This window comes from Cylindrospermopsis sp. CR12, assembly GCF_001432185.1.
Lineage (GTDB): Bacteria > Cyanobacteriota > Cyanobacteriia > Cyanobacteriales > Nostocaceae > Raphidiopsis > Raphidiopsis raciborskii.
The window spans coordinates 21,335-41,305 of record NZ_LMVE01000040.1; the positions used below are offsets into that span (position 1 = coordinate 21,335).

17 protein-coding genes and 1 riboswitch are annotated in these 19,971 nt (G+C 38.9%); of the genes, 5 read left to right on the top strand and 12 right to left on the bottom strand.

Going from position 1 to position 19,971, the window contains the following annotated elements; translation table 11 throughout:
* The 10 genes from ASL19_RS04325 to rnc form a co-directional block, all read right to left on the bottom strand.
* On the bottom strand, nucleotides 1-2,191 hold a 2,191-nt coding region (locus tag ASL19_RS04325), incomplete at its 3' end, for a transglycosylase domain-containing protein (protein ID WP_369814495.1).
* Nucleotides 2,192-2,287: 96 nt separating this feature from the next.
* Entirely contained in the window at nucleotides 2,288-2,710 is a 423-nt protein-coding gene (locus ASL19_RS04330; RefSeq protein ID WP_057177426.1) for a TerB family tellurite resistance protein, read from the bottom strand.
* A 63-nt stretch (nucleotides 2,711-2,773) separates the two neighbouring features.
* The gene (locus ASL19_RS04335) at nucleotides 2,774-4,114 is read right to left on the bottom strand and encodes a 16S rRNA (cytosine(967)-C(5))-methyltransferase (protein WP_057177427.1); all 1,341 of its coding nucleotides are present in this window, start codon (nucleotides 4,112-4,114) and stop codon (nucleotides 2,774-2,776) included.
* Between the two features lie 90 nt (nucleotides 4,115-4,204).
* Nucleotides 4,205-5,065, bottom strand: a complete 861-nt coding sequence (locus ASL19_RS04340; protein WP_050784645.1) for a hypothetical protein — start codon at nucleotides 5,063-5,065, stop codon at nucleotides 4,205-4,207.
* A gap of 65 nt (nucleotides 5,066-5,130) precedes the next feature.
* The gene (locus tag ASL19_RS04345) at nucleotides 5,131-5,718 is read right to left on the bottom strand and encodes a DUF1517 domain-containing protein (protein WP_006278455.1); all 588 of its coding nucleotides are present in this window, start codon (nucleotides 5,716-5,718) and stop codon (nucleotides 5,131-5,133) included.
* A 156-nt stretch (nucleotides 5,719-5,874) separates the two neighbouring features.
* Entirely contained in the window at nucleotides 5,875-6,402 is a 528-nt protein-coding gene (gene def / locus ASL19_RS04350) for a peptide deformylase (RefSeq protein WP_057177428.1), read from the bottom strand.
* Between the two features lie 76 nt (nucleotides 6,403-6,478).
* Complete coding sequence (locus ASL19_RS04355; protein ID WP_082604650.1) at nucleotides 6,479-7,705, bottom strand: HhoA/HhoB/HtrA family serine endopeptidase; 1,227 nt, start codon at nucleotides 7,703-7,705, stop codon at nucleotides 6,479-6,481.
* Nucleotides 7,706-7,772: 67 nt separating this feature from the next.
* The gene (locus tag ASL19_RS04360) at nucleotides 7,773-9,110 is read right to left on the bottom strand and encodes an SLC13 family permease (RefSeq protein ID WP_057177436.1); all 1,338 of its coding nucleotides are present in this window, start codon (nucleotides 9,108-9,110) and stop codon (nucleotides 7,773-7,775) included.
* Nucleotides 9,111-9,148: 38 nt separating this feature from the next.
* On the bottom strand, nucleotides 9,149-9,799 hold the full coding sequence (locus tag ASL19_RS04365) for a universal stress protein (RefSeq protein ID WP_006278452.1): 651 nt from the start codon (nucleotides 9,797-9,799) through the stop codon (nucleotides 9,149-9,151).
* Between the two features lie 230 nt (nucleotides 9,800-10,029).
* Nucleotides 10,030-10,166: riboswitch (cyclic di-AMP (ydaO/yuaA leader) on the bottom strand.
* Between the two features lie 79 nt (nucleotides 10,167-10,245).
* Nucleotides 10,246-10,932 carry a ribonuclease III gene (rnc, locus tag ASL19_RS04370; RefSeq protein WP_006278451.1) on the bottom strand — a complete coding sequence of 229 codons (687 nt, stop codon included), beginning with the start codon at nucleotides 10,930-10,932 and terminating at the stop codon, nucleotides 10,246-10,248.
* 439 nt (nucleotides 10,933-11,371) lie between these two features.
* On the opposite strand from rnc, the gene ASL19_RS04375 reads away from it, so the two are divergent.
* The 5 genes from ASL19_RS04375 (at nucleotide 11,372) to ASL19_RS04395 (ending at nucleotide 17,902) form a co-directional block, all read left to right on the top strand.
* Entirely contained in the window at nucleotides 11,372-12,724 is a 1,353-nt protein-coding gene (locus ASL19_RS04375; RefSeq protein WP_057177429.1) for a cytochrome P450, read from the top strand.
* Nucleotides 12,725-13,184: 460 nt separating this feature from the next.
* Entirely contained in the window at nucleotides 13,185-13,634 is a 450-nt protein-coding gene (locus tag ASL19_RS04380; RefSeq protein ID WP_057177430.1) for a tellurite resistance TerB family protein, read from the top strand.
* A 119-nt stretch (nucleotides 13,635-13,753) separates the two neighbouring features.
* Nucleotides 13,754-14,437, top strand: a complete 684-nt coding sequence (locus tag ASL19_RS04385) for a hypothetical protein (protein WP_057177431.1) — start codon at nucleotides 13,754-13,756, stop codon at nucleotides 14,435-14,437.
* A gap of 83 nt (nucleotides 14,438-14,520) precedes the next feature.
* Nucleotides 14,521-16,461 carry a P-loop NTPase fold protein gene (locus tag ASL19_RS04390; RefSeq protein ID WP_057177432.1) on the top strand — a complete coding sequence of 647 codons (1,941 nt, stop codon included), beginning with the start codon at nucleotides 14,521-14,523 and terminating at the stop codon, nucleotides 16,459-16,461.
* Between the two features lie 22 nt (nucleotides 16,462-16,483).
* Nucleotides 16,484-17,902: a DUF1802 family protein gene (locus ASL19_RS04395; protein ID WP_057177433.1), complete on the top strand. Its 1,419-nt coding sequence runs from the start codon at nucleotides 16,484-16,486 to the stop codon at nucleotides 17,900-17,902.
* Between the two features lie 112 nt (nucleotides 17,903-18,014).
* Here ASL19_RS04395 and ASL19_RS04400 read toward each other — a convergent pair whose 3' ends face one another.
* Together ASL19_RS04400 and ASL19_RS04405 are read right to left on the bottom strand one after the other, a co-directional pair.
* Nucleotides 18,015-18,860, bottom strand: a complete 846-nt coding sequence (locus ASL19_RS04400; RefSeq protein ID WP_057177434.1) for a hypothetical protein — start codon at nucleotides 18,858-18,860, stop codon at nucleotides 18,015-18,017.
* 182 nt (nucleotides 18,861-19,042) lie between these two features.
* Nucleotides 19,043-19,894: a cytochrome c biogenesis CcdA family protein gene (locus ASL19_RS04405; RefSeq protein ID WP_057177437.1), complete on the bottom strand. Its 852-nt coding sequence runs from the start codon at nucleotides 19,892-19,894 to the stop codon at nucleotides 19,043-19,045.
* Nucleotides 19,895-19,971 lie beyond the last annotated feature (77 nt).

Here is a 19,971-nt window from a genome sequence, read left to right on the forward strand (position 1 = left end):
TGGAAGGTAGGACAGTCTGCACATCGTAGCGACGACGCCGTCTTCTTCTAGTAGAGGTATCCTGATTTTGGTCTAATTGCTCATAATTGCGCTCTCTTCTACGACTTTGCCTGGTAGATAAAGTACTGTCTTGAGAGTCTGAGTTATCATCACGGTTAGAAATTTTAAAGCCAGCATTTTTTTTAGAAATTGGTTGGGCCTTGATTGTGGGTTTGCGCTTTGCCACTCGGGAAGGTCGTGGAAAGTTTTCCACTTTCAGGTCTTTTACTGCTCCCCCCATGAATTCAGACCAGGTGTAAGCAGCTGTGGAACTGGAACCATAAGTGGGGCGATTGTTATCATTGCCTAGCCAAATTCCCGTTACCATTTGGGGTATGTAGCCAATAAACCATAAATCTCTTGATTCATCAGATGTACCGGTTTTCCCTGCTACTGGCCTGTCTGGTAATTGGGCGGCCCGTCCAGTACCGTTGGTAACCACATTGGTTAACATCTTGGTCACAATACGACTGCTATCCGTATCTAAGGCTCTTTTGGGTTGGAAATTCGCACTCCAAATTACATCACCCTGACGATTAAGAATACGACGAATAGCGTGTGCTTCCGTATGTAACCCTTGAGTAGCAAAGGAACCATAGGCACTGGTTAATTCTAAAAGGTTAACTTCATTAGAACCAAGAGCTAAGGAGTAGTTATGTTCTAAAGGTGATTTAATCCCCATGTCTTGGGCAATTTTAATAGTTGGCTCATAGCCAACATCTATTAGCACCTGAAGGGAAATTGTATTGATGGATAGAGCTAATGCATCTTGCATCGTCATTAAACCACGGAATTTCTCGCTATAATTCTTGGGTTCATAACCTCTAAATGAAATTTGCCTATCCATATATGTGTCGTTTGGACTCTTCCCTGAGGCTATGGCAGCTGCATATACAAACGTTTTAAATGTTGAACCTGGCTGTCTTTGAGCTTGGGTTACTCGGTTAAACTGAGTTTTGGCAAAATCTTTCCCCCCGACCATGACCTGAATTTCCCCATTACGAGGATTAATGGATACTAAGGCACCCTCTCGAAACCTCCCCCAGGTTCCTTCGTTTTTCAGGGTTCTTACCAGTACTTTCTCTGCCAGTTTTTGCCAATTTGGATTTAAGCTAGTTTCTACAGTTAATCCACCCGCAGCTAAAACATCAGGTTTGAGGTATTTGGGTAGCTGCTGCTGCACGTAGTAACAAAAATAGGGCGCAGTAACTTGAAATCGTCTGGGTAAATTACTCTTGACTGTAAGTTTTTGTTGAAGTGCAGACTGTTTTTCTTGGGGTGTAATTACTCCATCTTCCTCCATTCTTTGTAAAACCGTATTTCTTCTGGCTATAGCTCCGGGGAGATTCTTGTCAGGAGCGTAAATATTGGGTGCAGGAGCAAGACCTGCGATCGTGGCCATTTCTGAAAGGTTTAGCTGATCCACTGTTTTGCCAAAATATACCCAGCTTGCATCTGCTACTCCATAAGCACCTGAACCTAAATAAACTAAGTTGAGGTAACGTTCTAAAATCTCTTGTTTGCTCAGTTCCTCTTCTATTTTCTGGGCTAAACGCACTTCCTTGAGTTTGCGCCACAGAGTCCGCTCTTGACTGAGAAAGAGAATTCTAGCCAGTTGTTGAGTAATGGTACTACCACCTTGCACAACATTTTGTGACTGGAAGTTACTAACAACAGCCCTAACAATTCCCTGAAAGTCTACTCCATCATGTCGTCTAAATCTTCTATCTTCTGATGCAATAAAGGCTAACTGCAATTTGTCTGGAATCTGTTGTATCTTTAACTGATCTCTTGTCGCTTCTCCTTGCTGCATTAAAACAGTGTTGTCTCCAGCTTTAATGGTGAGGGTTTGTTGCCTTATCATCGCATTAAGTTCTGATTTGTCTGGTAAGGAACTGTCTACTTTCCGAATACCATAATTGAAACCAATGATGGTAGTACCTAAACCTAACCCCGCCCAGAACCAAACACGCCGATAAAATGGCTTCTCACTTCTCCCAATTTTCTCTCTCACCACCAATGATAGTTGCTGAATATGCCCAACTAACAACCTCAATTTTGGTGGCATGGTCAGGGGCGGTTTTTCATCTGTGGGATTCTCGTTTTTCTGATTATTACCAACTGGCAAGAGTAATTTCTCCTTATCAGACATAGTTTAAGTGAACTCCTGAGTCGAGTCAACCACAATAATATTAATGTAAAACTGACAAATCTCTCTCTTTTGGGAGAGAGTTTGGGCGAATTTGCCTTAATTTTGTACATCCACCCAGCGACGGTAAAGTTTTTGAATTTTCCTGAGTAAGGAGGTATAAATTGTTTGATTATGATCCGAGTTTTTAGCTAAATCCTGTATTCTTGTTAATAATTTAGCCTCTTCCGTGGCAACCTCACCATCACTGTAGATTAGCCCACTGATGGATTCAATTAAGTCTTGACACTGTTCCAAACTAGGGCGATCGCCTAAATACTCTCTTACCCATTGATAGCATTGATCTGGTTTAACTTGAACTAACTCGTAGAGCCAAGGTTTGATTTCTGGATCAGCAGAAAGACCCTTAGAATGGGCTATCTCTCTGAGATATTGTCTTTCCTCTGGCTGAATTCTACCATCAATCCAAGCTGCACCAATCAGAATTTTAACTAGATTTTTTACGTCGGGATGATTAACCATTTTGCCTCCTCCAGTAGATTCGGACTCTGGTTAAATGGTACAATGGTTGGACATATTTTAACTCTAATCCTTGTTTTTTCTTAAACGCACTAAGAAGAAACCGTCCATATTCTGTTGGTGTGGCCACAGCTTTAACCATCCAGGGGAGGAAACATCCAGAAAATCAAAGTTCGGCTTTTCCATCTCCCACTGGGGATTAACATGCAAAAATTCTCTAACTAGGTCCTCGTTCTCCTGGGGATGCAAGGTGCAAGTAGCATACACCAAAACTCCTCCCGGCTTGACAAAGTTGGCAGTATAGGATATGAGTTCTTTTTGTATGTGGGCAAGATCTCCTACAGAGCTAGGGTTTTGTCGCCATCGTGCATCAGCGTGACGATGCATGGTCCCTAAACCAGAACAGGGAGCATCTAACAGTACCCGGTCAGCCACATGGTGGAATTTGGTCAAATTACGACTGTCTCCAGGAAAAATTTCAATAGATTGCAAACGGAGACGTTGGGCATTTTCAGTGAGTTTACGTAAGCGAGAAGGAGTGCGATCGCAGGCATATATTTTACCGTTATCGCCCATTAATTCGGCAATGTGGGTAGTTTTTCCACCGGGGGCGGCACAAACATCAATGATCACCTCACCAGGTCTAGGATCCAGCAAATGACCAACTAACTGGGCCGCTGCATCTTGTATGCACCACCATCCTTCAGTGAAACCTGGTAAATTTTGAATTGGTCCAGCAGGCCCAACTAACCTTAACCCTTGGGGTAAGTGGGGTATCCTATGGAGCAAAATACCAGACTTTTTAAAAACTGATTCCACCATTTCCACGGAAGCTCGCAGAATATTTACCCGTAAATCAATCGTGGGAGTTTGATTCATCCACTGACAGAGTTTTTCCGTTTCTTCCTGGCCCAACTGTGATAACCAAACCTCAATTACCCAATTAGGAAAGCTGTATAAAATACCTAGTCTTTCTACTAAATTTTCCGGGAGGATCAGGGGATCAGAGGTCTTTTCTAAAAGACGTATATATTGGCGTAAAAAACCATTCACAAAACCAGTTAACCCAGGGAAGCCATTTTCTTTTGCCAGTTGTACAGTAGTATTGACAGCAGCGGAAACGGGGATTTTTTGTTGGTAACGCAGTTGATACAAACCCAGATGCAAAATACATCGCAGATCCCTTGGCTGTTGTGGTGATTTTTTATCAGCAATTTGGTCAATTATTGCATCTAGGCTGCGTTGTCTCCTTACACTACCGTAGACCAATTCTGTCATTAATCGTCGGTCATGATCAGATAACCTAAACTTGTGTAAAGTGCGATCGATAGCAGTATCAGCATAGGCTCCCCGGTGTACTTCTCTGAGAGCAGTAAATGCTATTTGTCGAGTAGATAGGGTGTTCATAAAAGGGAGATTAGGCCATATACCGAATAAAGGGAATTGCCCTAGACAATTCCCTTCTTGTACGGTTGTCAAAGGAGCTGTGGTCTTAATTTATCTTCTTCTGCTACCAAAACCGCCCGAGCGCCGAATGCCAGAAGAACGAGATCCACTGCCAAAACTACTACCAGAATTACGTCGCAGAGAGCTAGACCCCCCCGATGAGCGGAGATTACTACCCCCAAAGCCAGATCCAGTAGCTCTACCACCAGTATTAGTCCGATTTGTCAATCCACTATTTGATCTAAGAGATCCCGTAGTCCGGAAAACTGCACGATTTCTCACAGCTGCAGGTGGTTGATTATAGCGACTTTGATAACTCGAAACTGCTGCATTATAGCTAGAACCATATCCACCATGACCATAAATACCACCGGGTTGATAAACGGGGGGTACGTAGTACTGAGGTCTGAATAACATATTACCAATGGCCTGACCTGCTATATTACCAGCTACAGCAGCTGCGAAAGGAGTCCAGAAACTAGACTCTTGACGGACAAAAACCGTTTCCTGCTGTCCGGTTTGAGGATTACTTCTGGTTTCAGTAACATTATGGACATACTCAATTTTAAAGTCTTCCGTTATATATAAGGCTGGTTGTCCATTTTCCACCTTTAAATAACTTTTTTTGCCCTCTTTGACTTCCTCGTCAGTTAAACGAGCCATTTGCAATTTCTCCGTGGCAAAAGTTGGTGGTTGATTGCCTAGTAAAAATAGGGTATACTCACCATTGGCATCGTTATAAGTAACCTGTTGTACTTGATACTGTCCATCATTGAGTTTAGTGGGGGTTGCACTTTGACTACCATTGGAATAGGTGGTATTTTGGGAAGCTCCCCCACAAGCAATGGTTGTTAAGCACAAGGTTAGGGCTAAACAAACAATTGTCAGTCTACGCATTATAGTCTTGACCATTTGAATAATTTGATTTTTCCAGGGTGTTATTTTTGATTGCCAATAACTCAAGGTTAACAAGAAACTTAGAGAGGAATCAACTCTGGATAATATTCTAACAAATGATCATCTGTTAGTTCATCGCCTAAACGTGCAGGGGAGAAATGAACCTGGATGGCTCTAAGTTTATTTTGGTAATGTAAGTTAACTAGCGATTTTAATCCAGCTTTAAGGGAAGAAATCTGGGCCAGATTTGTTTCTATTTCTGGCACTTCACCTTCAAAAGCAACTGTAAGCATTACCAGCACATTCCGGGTAACGGGAATAGATAGGGCCCGACCTGGACTGGAACCAGTATCAAGGTCAGCTCCATATCTCTGTGCGGAATCAGTAAATAATTCATTTACATAGTCACCCGCTTCTCCCTCATTCCAGAATACATCTCCCTCATTACCAGCAGCAACCCAGCACTGGTCATATCTCAAAAGGGTTTCACATACTGTGACTAGTTGCTCTCCTAGTGATTTTAAATCACCTTCAGCATCTATTGCTTCTCTAGCAGCCCCATTTAAGACTCCTAAAATTGGTGCCACTTCCTGTCCATGCAGGTGCAAAAATATACGGGAAACTACGTAACGTGTTCTACCGATAAATTTATTAAATAAATTAGTCATTTTTTTCAAAGTTTACAATCCCTACCCCCATTATAGGGCCATACGCTGAAAAACGCTAGATCTTAGGCATCCGTTTAAATAGTTCTATTAAAGGAGATAGTTTCAGCAGTATAAGGTAAAAGTAAAAAATATATATATTTATGATGATTTATCATATTACCTAGCTATTCTGTATTGATATTCTGCTTCGCTAATGAGGTCTTGGGGAGATTCCACACGCTCTAAAAATACTAAACCTTCTAAATGATCATACTCATGTTGAAAAATTCTTGCCACGAAGTTGACTAACTCCTGTTTTTGAAAATTACCATTTCTATCAGTATATTCTACTTGAATTCTTTCATACCTGGGGACTAAACCTCTGATTCCTGGAACACTTAAACAACCTTCCCATCCTTTGGTAATTTCCGTCCCATAACTAACTATTTTAGGATTAATCATTGCCGTTGGCTCCATTTCTGGTGCATGGGGATATCTAGGATTGGGACGGGAAGCTACAATAAATAGGCGCAATGACTGGGCTACTTGGGGTGCAGCAATGCCCACACCATTGGCCTGGGCAACTGTGGTTATTAAATGATCAATTAGTTGTTGTATTTCCCGATCATTAATCCCTTCAATTTCTGCAGCTTTTTGCCGCAATAGGGGATTGCCCAATTGAATAATTGATGATTTATCAGTCATATTTTAACTTCCTATTTCCTACTATTAATTACTCTACTCAGTAGTATAGCATGTTATTTAAGCCCATGCTGGAAAACTATCTTCGGGATCTTATCGGTAAAGATCCTGGCTCAACAGCTAAATTTACAGTTGTACCATTACGCTCCACTTCTATTGTCAGAGGAGTTCCAATTTGACTATTTTCTACTATTTTTTGCACTTCTTCAACTTTAGTAATTAATTGTTTGTTAATACTCTTAATTATATCCCCTGCTCTCAATCCTCCCCGCGCTGCTGGTGATTGAGGAACAATTCTAACTAAGAATACTCCTTTATCAGTAATAATATTGACTCTATCACCAAATCTACTAACTATTCTATCTTTAATCTCAGGAGTGAGGGTGATCATTTCTACTCCCAAATAAGGATGATCAACGCGACCATTGGCAATTAATTCTTGGGCAATTTTTTTGACCGTGTTAATGGGAATAGCAAAACCTAAACCTTGAGCACCTTGAATAATCGCAGTGTTCATGCCTATAGCTTCTCCGCGAGCATTTAAAAGCGGACCACCGGAATTACCTGGATTAATCGCTGCATCAGTTTGTAAGTAATTTACCCGTTTATCGCTAGCACCAATGTCAGTACTAGACCGATCTGTGGCGCTGATGATGCCCGAAGTTACGGTATTATTTAAACCCAGGGGATTACCAATAGCAATTACTGCTTCTCCAGGTTGTAAATCACTGGAATTACCTAGAGTTAAAGTGGGTAGATTTTGAGCATTAATTTGTATAACTGCCACGTCCGTAACTGCATCTTCCCCCAACACCTTACCATCAAAACTACGCCCATCTTTCAGGGTTACTGTTACCTGATCCGCACCGTCTACCACATGGGAATTAGTTAAAATTTGACCAGAAGCATTAATGATAAATCCTGAACCACTACCCCTTTCTACCCTTTGTTCTGGTCGGGGAAGAGCATCACCAAAAAATCTACGTAAGAATGGGTCGGAAAACTCTCCTGGTACTTGGGAGGTAACAGTTCTGGCAGAGTCAATACGGACAACCGCACTACCCACTTTTTGCACTACTTGAACAATAAAATTAGGATCACCACCAGCTACTACCACAGTGTTGGACTTGGTGGTTGATTCAACTTGAGGGTTGATTTTTTGTGGTGTGAGATTTCTGCTGTTTAAATTGGAGCAGCCTGTCACAAGTACGATTAGTCCAGTCATCAATATTGAGCGTTTCAATAAATGCCCAAATTCCTCCATACTTACATCTGCAGATTCTGTCCTTTGTCTGTCATTTACCATAAGAGTAGAATCCTTTTTTGTTTAAATCATTGGTGTTGGGTTTCCTGTCGTCCACCCAACCTACGAACTACAATAAAAATCTCACTAAAACGTATAAAGCAGCAGTAATAAGTTGTAATATAGTGATGGGAATTCCATAGTGCAAAAAGGTCTTGAAAGAGATTCTTTTGCCATGCTGTTCTGCAATACCAGCAGCAACAATATTAGATGATGCTCCCACTAAAGTGCCATTACCACCTAAAGTTGCACCAAACATCATAGCATAAAATAAAGGTAAGACCTCTGGGGGAAATTTTCCTTGAAAGTCGGTAGCTAAAACAGCTGCTGGTGCTAACCCTACATTGACAATATATTGTTTTATCATGGGGACCATTGCTACCACTAGAGGAATATTGGGAATAACGCTTGACAATGCACCAACAACGAATAATACAAGTAGGGAAGCAAATAAAATATTTTTGCCTAGAATAATACTTAAAATCCCCGATAAGCTGTTAATTACACCGGTTTTATCTAGTCCCCCAATCAAAACGAAAATGCTCATGAAAAAGATTAAAGTACCCCAGTCTACATCTTGCAGGATGTTATGAACCGAGTCAATGCGAGTTTTATGGGCCAGTAGCAAAGCTAGGGTGGCTCCTAATAAAGCTACTGCAGCAGGGGAAATAGGTATTGGTAAATAGTCGCCAATGATAAAGAATATCAATACAAAAGCGACAATAACAGCACCTAACATTAGAACCCGTGGGTGATTGATCTGAGGATGGGGTAATTCAGCTAGATTCTCTAGATTGGTTCGCCAAATTTTTCTAAATAGAATAGGTAAAGTTACTACTACAGTAATCACCGCAATGGCCCCACCTAAACTTAACTGGGTCAAATAATCTATAAAGCTGATATTGACAGCATCACCAACAATAAAGGTGGCTGGATCTCCCACTAAAGTTAACAATCCAGAACTATTAGCCACAAAAACCATTAAAATTAACAGAGGTACGAAATTTACACCTATTTCCTCCGCCATGGGTGGGATTAATGGAGCTAATAACATTACCGTTGTAGCGTTAGGCAAAAACGCACAGATAGGTGTAACTAGTAATACTATACCTAATAATAATTTTCTACCACTACCTTGAGCAAGAATGACAATTTGTGTAGCTATATAGCTGAAGATATTAGTCGGTTCAAAGGATCGGACTAACACCATTACACCAAAGAATAACCCCAATGTGCTATGGCTTTTGCCAATATAACCAACTGCTTCCCCCAAGCTCATGATGTTGGTAAATACTAGAACCAATGCCCCTAATAGAGCTGCTACGGTTAGATCGAGCAATTCAACCGTGATGGCCAAAATGACCGCAACAAACGTGATAACACTTACAACAGCTTGCCAATTTTCCATGGTAATTCCCCTTATATTTAATTCCACCCGACCACTTCCTAATCAAGACATTTGGGAATGCCCAATACAGGACAAGGAAAATTATTGTCTAATCTCTCAATTAAGGGATGATTAATGGATTGACAACCTAAAAATAGGGCATCAGCACTTTCTAATTCTACAACTTTTCGCAGTTCTGTACACAGATTGCCAAATCGTAAATGGGATTTGAAATAACTTTGCCATTCCCGAGCTAAATTTCTGGCTTGCCACAAAATTTTATCTGCTTCTTCTGTCTTTGATTGTGTCAATACTATGGTTTTTAACATGGTTTCCAATACGGACAATTTTGAGCCCGTACTCTCTACTTCCACCGACTTTTTGGGTGATTCTAATCGATGATGAAAATAAATATCATCGGGATTATTACCCAAGTTATTAATTATCTGCTCCTCTGATACGTAAACAGCTTCAACTTTAACTTCTATTTTTGATGCTAGATGAGTTTGATGGGCTATGCAAAAGGCTATATCTAATGCTGTATGACTATTAGGAGATCCATCATAACCTACCATTAACCTGATGGGCCTAATGGCTGAATACTTATCATTATCGCACTCCTTGCCACTTGGTATCAGTAACATCTGGTCAATTAGGTCAGGTCGACCAATAGCACTCTCTAGTCGTGCTAATAACGGCTTAATTTTCACAGTTCTAATTACTCCCGCTGGAAACTAAATAGGAATGATAAGCAGGGATAACAATTTGAAATATTATTAGCTCCTATATGCTGGAAATCTACATGCCCCCACCACATACTGGATTCATACTAATCCCACTCCGGATGATTAACAAACTTGTTCCATCACAAAGCGTCTAATAAATTACAAACTGACTAAAGAAACCTCAATAATAACTGGTATAACAGCTTACATTTTGGAGGTTCCTTCCATTGCCGACGGAGTTAGCTGACGGGCTAAGACTGGAAGGTGTCTCTCAATTACGATTTGCCCCAAATACATGGTTCCTCCGCTTCAAACCCACCTTTTATGGATCCGAATTAGGCTACCCAATCACAACTTGTAACACTATTACATCAAGTATGAGGAAAGTCAAGAGGGAAAATATTGATATAAGTTATGTATAGATTATTTCTCTATGAAAATAAACCCTCTCTTTGTAAACGAGCGATCGCATCTTCTGCTGCAGCTTTTTCTGCGTCTTTTTTATTTTTACCCTTACCTTGACCAAACTCTTTACCATCTACTAAAACTCTAGAAGCAAATTCTGGTAGATGGGGGGATCCGCCTATTTGTTGAGTTTTATATTTAGGTGGATTTGCACATAATTTTTTTTGTACCCATTCTTGAAAGCGATTTTTAGAATCTACATTATAACGGGATTCAATAGTATGTTGTGACACAAAATCAAACAGAGGTTCAACTGCAACTTTAACTGCTTCTATATTACAGTTATTGTCTAAATAGTAAGCTCCAATGACAGCTTCAAATGTACTACTAAGAAGATTAGGATTTTGGTAACCGCCATCTTGAATAGTACCTTTGCCCAGGCGCATTTTCAGATTTAAACCAACTTCCAGGGCAAACTTAGCCAGCTGTTTTTCTTCCACCAATGCAGAGCGTCGACGAGTCAGTTCATCTTCACCTTTTTGTGGATAACGAGAATAGAGATACTCTCCACTAATAAAATTAAGAATGGCATCCCCCAAGAATTCCAATCTCTCGTTATGGTCTCCCTCAGTTGGATTTTCGTTAGCATAGGAACGATGAGTTAATGCTTGACGGACTAGCTTCTCATTTTTAAATATCAGAAGTTTATGCATTTTTTCTACAATTAAAAAATTATATAAAAAATTATAAATATAATCTACCTTGGGTTGAGAAAACCCAATACTAATGATTTAAACAGTCAACCGCGCTTACATCCCCACCTACAAGGGGATGGGGTTTTACGCTCGATCAATAAAGAGCTATCTGAGCATATCTATATACCCACGCGCCGATTTTTTTTCTCAATGCTGGGGGTTGACTATTGAACCTTGAACATGATACCCTCACAATGGGAACCTATTCACTTTTTTTTATAGATGCTTACACTCGATTATACTTAACCCTCATAGTACCACATTTTTATCGCTTCGACCACAAAAAAACTTATCTCATCCCCTCATAAATATAATTTTTTCTTATCACTGGAGTTTAGACTAAAAATAAAAGCGATCGCATCTCTTATAATCCTAATAGTCAAAACGGGATAAAGTTATGCAAATACTACCAGGACCGAAAACATTATCTACTATTCAAGTCCTAAACTGGATATTCAGGCCTATGCCTTATATGGTAGAGTGTGCTAAAAAATACGGAGATTTGTTTGCTCTAAAACTACAAAGTGATTTACCACCACTGATATTTGTTCATTCTCCGGAAGCCATACAGCAGATGTTAAGTAATGATCAAAAAGAATTGGAAGCACCGGGGGAGTTAAATAGCATTTTTGAATATTTATTGGGCAAAAATTCTGTTATTACTCTTAGTGGTAAGGCACATCAACGTGAGCGTCAATTAATTATGCCTCCTTTTCATGGAGAAAGAATGAGAACTTATTCAAAATTAATTGAAAATATTACCACAAAGGTTTTTGCTCAACAAGAAAAAAATCAATTTTTCAATGTTAGGAATATTACCCAAGATATCACTCTTCAAGTAATGATAGAAGCTGTTTTTGGCATTTATGAAGGAGAACGAGCATTAAAACTTAAATATTTACTGTGTGAACTTTTAGAACAGGCTAGCAGTCCTTTGCGGGTGAGTTTTCTCTATCTTCCTAAATTGAAAGAGATCTTTGGGGTATCGGAAATTTGGAAACGACACATTCAGAAAAAAGAACAAGCTGATCAACTAATTTATCAGGAAATTAAAGAAAGAAGAGAAAATTTTGATCCTCAGCGGACAGATATTCTTAATTTACTTATGTCTGCTAGAGATGAAAATAATCAACCCATGACTGATGTAGAATTAAAAGATGAATTAATGACGTTATTAGTCGCGGGTCACGAAACTACCGCTACAGCTATTTCTTGGGCTTTTTACTGGATTCACAAACTCCCGGAAGTTAGAGAAAAGTTATTGGCAGAATTGGATTCTTTAGAAGAAAATTATGATTCCAGTGCTGTTTTTAAATTGCCATATTTAACTGCGGTTTGTAATGAAACATTAAGGATTCATCCCGTGGGAATGTTAACTTTTCCCAGAATGGTTAAAGAACCTATTTCTTTGGGTGGTTATCAACTTGAACCTGGAACAATTCTTCTAGGTTCAATTTACTTAGTTCATCATCGGGAAGATATTTATCCCGAGCCAGAAAAATTCAAACCAGAACGCTTTTTAGAAAAACAATTTTCACCTTATCAATTTCTACCTTTTGGTGGCGGTTCTAGGCGTTGTGTGGGTTTAGCTTTTGCCCAAATGGAAATGAAATTGATATTGGCAAAAGTTTTAAAAACATGGTCAATGAAATTAGTTAACACCCAGGAAGTTAAACCAAAAAGACGGGGGCTAGTTACCGGACCAAATGCTCCTATAAATTTGACCATTGAACAATATTCTTACCCCTAATCACATTTGCACTCCTGCTTGGTATTTTAAAACGTAGGTTGGGTTGAAGTATGAAACCCAACGCCCGCATGGGTCTCGTTCCTCGACCCATCCTACAAATAATTGTGCCTCCCTACTTATCATTTTTGCCAATAACTTATATTATATACTATATACATTAAGCGATCGCTTGCAGTCCAAATTGTGGTTTGTTGGGATCCTCAGAAGTTGCTTATTCTTAAACATTATTAAACAAAATTAATTAGATTGAACACATACCAGAAAACACTTCTACACAAGTCCCTTGGAAGTTCAAGATTATTCTCTAAACGAGTTAAATATCTATCTTGAGATAGATGTAACGGGATGATGTAACTTGCTATGGTCATTTTGAAACTTAGGTGAAAGTCTAGTATAATTTTTGCGCTAGATGTAAAAGCCGTTTTTGTTCTAAATTTAACACGTCTTGTAGGAGGCACTTATGGCTTTGTTTGGAAATCGTTTTTCACAGTTGCGTAATGAAAATCAGACCGTTATGAGTCCTGCAGAGGCTTTAGCTGGTATTGCCCTTATTTCAATTACTGCAGATGGATACTGTTCAGATGAAGAGGTATTAGGTTTAATGGCTTCGCTAAATAGGATGAAGTTATTTCGTAGTTATTCTACTGATGTGATACGAAAGTTGTTTGATAGATTGTTGTTTTTGATAAAAAGAGACGGATTTAGTAATCTTCTTCAATCTGCTGTTTCTTCCCTACCTCGTGATTTGCATGAAACTGCTTTTGCTGTGGTTTCGGATCTTATTTTAGCAGATGGGGAAGTTACTCAGGAGGAAGAAGATCTTTTGGGTGATTTATATAAAGCTTTAGACTTATCGGAGGAAGTAGCTTCAAAAATTGTTGATGTTATGTTGATTAAAAACAAGGGGTAGTTGCGTCTAAGTAAAAGTTAGGAAGTCTCAGATAGGTAGTTATTCACCCGTGAATTTTGGTAATAAAAAGAGTACCATTAAGTGTTAAGATTGTTAGAGTTGTTTAGGAACTAAGAAGTATGGCTTCAAAAAAACAAGGATTACAAGGAAACTATGCTCAGACCAGACTGCTACTGGCATTATGGGATTTAGGAGCAGGGGAGCAGAAGGTAACCAAAGGTCAGTTAGGCAAGCGCATAGTCTCTAAAGGTCAAAGAATGATTGACTATCAGCAAATAATAGAACATTTAGAAGCAGATGGTGCTATTACCATCACAAAGAAAGGTGCGACGGTTAGTTATACAATCACCATACCTGTGGGTATTAATACTTTACACAATGGACTCTCTAATAAGGAATTTAAATTTGATAAGAACGTTGGTGCTTGGGTTGCTAATGCTTTATTGCTTTTACTACGTCAATCCCACTCAACACCATCAACACCGGAAATAAAAGCTAGTGAATCTACTAATAGTAAGGTTATTGCTTCCTATGAGGAATTTAAATCCGTATTATTAGAAGTTTATAGTCTTTTGGATAATCAATACAATTTTGACAACTTAGTTCCAATTTATAGACTGAGAAGAGAAATAGGAGAAAGAGTGGAGAGGGGAAAGTTCAATCAGTGGTTAGTAGAAATGCAAGCTGATGATATTTTACAGCTCATTTCCGGGGAAATACCAGATTTCACCGCTGATAAACAGGAAGACAGTATTCTTATTCCCGGAACTCAACTGCGGTCTTACGCTAAACGGTTAGTTTAAAATGCTTCCAACTCAATTTAACTCAATACAAGAACTTCATTTTTCTTTTTGAAGTTTCCTATTCCTTAAACATAACAACAACAATGACAAACACACCGAGTTCGCCCATAGAATCCGTCAATGCTGCTATTAATAGTCACAATCCTTTTATCAATGCGGGCATTGTTAAAGAACAGAATATTTGGGGTAAAGGATTTCCTGATGTGACAACATTAAACCAGCATGCTTCTAAAAAGATATTTGAAGCCATTGAGTTTGTTCGTCAGACAAAACATAGTCAAGATAAAATAACTTCTATTGCCATTACCGCACAGCAAGGAGTTGGTAAAACTCATCTTTTGAGTCGAATTCGTCATCAATTAGAAAAAGAGGGAGGTGCTTTGTTTATTTATGCAAGTGCTAATAATTATACTGATTTAAATTTAGTAAAGTATCAATTTCAACAAACCCTAGCAGATAGTTTGAGCAAAACTGGTAGTCAAGGAGTAATGCAATGGCAAGAAGTTGCTACAGCTATGGCTAGTGAAAATAGAGAGAATACTAAACCTGCTGCAGAATTAATAAAAAACTTTGATAAAACCTATAAGAAGAAGCAAGGAACTAATCAAGACTTGATGAATGTTCTCCAAAGAATGGTAATGAAAAATAGACCCGATGCAGATCCCTATATTATTCGTGCCATCCTGTGGACACTGTCAGAAACTCAAGCTCCCTTTGCTATTAGATGGCTATCTGGTGAAGAGTTATCTGAAGCAAATGCTCATGAGTTGGGACTACCTAATCCTAGTAGAACTAATCAGGAGAGAGAAGCAGAAGCTCTGAAAAATATCCAACAAGTTCTCAATTTGGTTAGTTATTATAACTCAGTTGTCATTTGTTTTGATGAAATGGATGTCAAAAATAACTCAACAGAAGATGGGTATCCTACAGGAACCGTGATCGCCACTTTTGTAAAAATTCTTCATGACACCCTAGAAAACTCAGACTTGGGCAAAGGAGTAGTTATTATTACGGTAATGTTACCAGCAGTATGGAAAGAGCAGGTCAATTCTCTCCTCGATGGTACACCTCACCGAATTTCTAAGTTTACCCAACGAAAACCCATAGATTTAGAACCTCTCAACACAAACTCCATATTAGATATAGTCGCTATATGGCTCAATGAATATTATACTTCAAAAAATTTAATTCCTCCCCATATACTTTATCCATTTTCAGAAAGCCAACTTAAAGAATATGGTAAAAATAAACCAACTGTTAGAGAGGCCTTACAATGGTGCGCCAACAATTTTCGTGTACAAGAAGAACAGCTTCCTCAAGATCCTGCTTCCAGATTTGAACTGGGATTTACTAGGGAAATGGCTACTGATATTAAAGATTATTCAGAGGATAGCGACCTGATTGCAGAAGCTCTGTATTTTGGATTTACCACTTTAAAAGGACAGGTGCTAGAACAAGTAATGATAGAAGAAATTATTGATGATGTGCAACCAAAGAGTAAAAATAAGAATTTTATCAGGTTCAAAATTGTTGGACATGAGAATGGAAGACTGGTAAAAATTGGTTTAGCAGTTGTTCAGGATACTCTTTTCACATTAAATGCTTGCTTGAAGCGCTTAAATGATTATGAAACATTTGATTTGACTCGTGGCTGTTTGGTTCGTTCTTATGCTAAAATAGAACAAATGAAGAAAAAATCAGAGGGCTATAAGTTACTCAATGAATTGATATCAGAAAAAGGAGGAGAAAATGTAGATCTAATCGACAATCAAATTCGACCACTCATAGCAATATTGCATATTTATCAAAAGCGAGAAAATTACCAACTAACTGAACAGGAGATTTTTGATATTATTCGCCAAAACAAAATTACCTTTGATAATCTCTTATTGAGAGAAATTCTCAGTGATCCATCTGGAACCATGATTCAGGTCAGTGATGAAGACATTATAGAGGAATTATTCTCTAATTCCGATATAAATGAAGCAGAAAAAGAAGATGACTTAGCTGATCTTTTCGGTTAAAATTGCCTAGTATTAATGAATTATGAGTAAATCTGTCTTAATTTATAATGCCCTCTGCTTACCAGATATTGATATTGAACACCTAATACAAGGACGAATTATTAGTGTTATACCACAGAAGTTACTAATGGTTAGTGGACAGCCTTTTGCCTTGTTTCCAGCTGATCTGAATTCTCAAGAAGTTTTAATAAAATGTTGGGCTAGATGTCAAGGTTGTCAAATTATTGATAAAACCGGTCCTTTAGACATTCTAGCTCAGTTAACCATGCGGGAACCAGATTTTTTTCGGCAAATACTAGAAAAACGTCCCCATTTTTTTCTAGCTCATTTACGGGTTTACTATTTAGATACATTTGTGAAAGTTAAAACATTCCCCAACATTGAGCAAAAGCTGGGAAAATTCATACCTTTAGATAATATATATACGTCAGAAAATCAACCTGTATTAGATGATTATGTGTTTCTTCAACGTCAGAAACGACTAGAAAATCGCCAACCTCCTTTACACCCTCAAATAGAAAAACTAGATAGTCTGTTATCATCCCTGATGAAAAGTAGCCCAGAATTTCCTGTTTACCAGCAATTACAACAGGAAATTAGAGAATTTCTAGGATGGAGTAATGTTAAACACAAAGAGACTACAAATTCTGATTTAGATTGGATAAAAACCATTTCCTTTTTAGGGGATAGAAGTATAGAACTAGAAGAGAGGAAAAGTAACTATCAAGCAGGTACAGACTTTGAGAATATTTGTCGACGAGGTTTAGAATTTTTGGGATTTAGAGTAGAAAATAGCTATAAAGGGGGTGTAGGAGGTTTAGATTTATATTGTTCTGACCCGTTTCCTCTAGTTTGTGAATGTAAATCTGGTAAAAGTATTCCAGACCGTGCAGTAGAAGAATTAGATAGAATTGCTAAAAGACACTTGCAAGAAAATTATTTGCAAGCAGTGCGTTTAATTATTGGACCGGGTGGTCCTACCAAACAGCTGCAACAATCGTTGATCAGATCTGCCAAAATTTCCAAAACTAGTATTATCAAAGCCATGACATTACAAAAATTAGTGCAACTAAAAGCCACATATCCAGGAGCAGTAAATCTTCTGGAATTAAAGGAATATTTAGAACCTGGTCAAATAGATGATGGGATTGACGAATATATAGAAAAAGTAGAGAAGCAAATCAAGATACGATCCCATCTGGTGAGATTAGTCAAGGAATATTTGCGCAATTCAGGACTAGAATTTGCAATGGTAGGTAATTTACATGGCGTTTATTTTGGCACACCCTCATCAGTCCCATTAAAACTTGAAGAGATGCACGAAATATTGATAGAACTATCATCACCTCTGACAGGATATTTGGGTAGAAAAAGAGGTACGGATTGGAGGACTGATCAGTTTTATTATCTACGTGATCTGATTGTACTAGATGATAATTAAGCACGAGGTAATTTTATGAAAAGCGATCGGCTTATTGGCGTTCAATTAAAATCGTGTGATTTTGAAGCCTACCGCTCTCGAATACCTAATGTATCACATAACTAATTAATAATTATCGTACACGTAGTGTTACCGTTTCAAAGGTTTTGCCACCGGTAAAACGAACCCAAGGACGGCCAGAGAGGTTAGCAAGTGATACGCTAGAGCAAACTTCAGGTGTGGTCACATTCAAACTATCCACATTCCAATTATCATAGCCATCGAAGGGACGACGCGGCGCACCATCATGGGACAAGGTGAGGGTTGCAAGATCGCCCAGTCGTGTACCTGCAGGTAGAGATACAGAAAAATTGCGAACTGAGTTACCCGTCAGTCCCCTACCACCAGTCAAGTTCACCCTAGGTAATGTTCTACCGTCTCGAAGACGAATTTCGGCATAGGCCACACTACCCTCTCGTAGGTCATCACCACCTGTTACTATCTTTAATCCTAGAGATGAAGGACTGGCTTCACGGGATGTATCTGGGGCACGAAAGGGTACGGCTTCAAAGGTTTTGCCGCCGGTAAAACGAACCCAAGGACTACCCGTAGCGCTAGCTACAGACAACCCACCGGAGCAAACTCGTGCAGTTGTTACACTCATAGCATCCACATTCCAGTTGTCATATCCATCAGGAAAGCGGCGGGGTGCGCCGTCGTGACTAATAGTAAGAAGGGATCCATCTAGATCGCCCAGTTGTATCCCACTGGGTAAAGATACGGAAAAAGAGTTTCTGGAGTTACCACCCAAACCTCTACCACCATTTAAATTGGTTTTTGGTAAGGTTCTACCGTCTCGAAGACGAATTTCAGCATAGGCCACGCTACCTTCCCGCAAGTCATCACCACCTGTTGTGATATTTAGTTGTAGAGTGGGAACTGGGGCTGAGCGATCAGCTGTTTGGGCGCTTGCAATCATTGGCAATGATCCGAGGAGAGCTAATAGAGTTATCCCAGATAGTGTGGGAAATAAGTTCTTTTTCATTTTTTTTTCTGCGAATTATAGGTGGTCTTTGTTGATACTAATCAAGGAATCAAGACGAAGAGACACGGAAAAAATGTTCCAAGTTTTTGGCAAAACTTTATTGATTGCTCTGAACTTTAACCACCAAAAAACCATACTGTACCTGTGTACAAATAATAAATGCCTGTAAGCATTAAAGCTGCACTGCCTAGTTGAATAATAGTTTCTGAGTGTTGTAACAAGTTCCTACTTTGTTTAACTAACCCTGTAAATAGACTGGCTAGAAAAATCAAAATTGTATATCCTAAAGCATAACTGACCATGGTAAGTGTACCTAAAACTTGAGAACCAGTAGCAGCAGCTGCTGCTAACACTGCAAATAACACCGGACTAGCACAGGGAGAACTCACCAGAGCAAAGGTTAGACCTACACTGTATGGACCTGTATTAGGAAGTTTTAAGTCTATCTGGGGGAGGTAAATTTTAATTACTCCTATTAACCATAGTCCCATCACTGCCATAATTAAGCCAACTATTATGTTGATATAGCCCCTGTATTCTATGATTACCATTCCAGCAAAGGATGAAACCAAACCAAATAAACTTAAAGTGGTAACAGTCCCTAGCACAAATAAACCAGCTTGACTAAAAGCATCCCAACGAGATTTTATTTTTAGGGTGCCAATATAACTCAGATTAACCGGAAGTAGGGCAAGAATACAGGGAGAAATACTGGCTAATAATCCACCAATAAATGCCAGGGGTAGTAAAACAAAGGGGTTGGCTGTGTTCTGTTTTTCAAACCACTTTTGATAAAGGTTTTCTGCAACGGAAATTATTCTTTCTAAGGGTTCACTAATGACTGAACCTAGGGTAATAACAAGAATTAAAGCTACTAGTCCTAATGCTATATATAACAGCATCTTCCGGGATTTTTTAAGGATATATATAGGCTTTTTCCCCCTTGGTACTTTTTCTATTTCGCTCATAATAATGTCCTCAAATTGTTTAGTTGCTTTATCCGTCAAATCCCTAATCCTTACGCTTATCTCTGGGAAATTGCAGA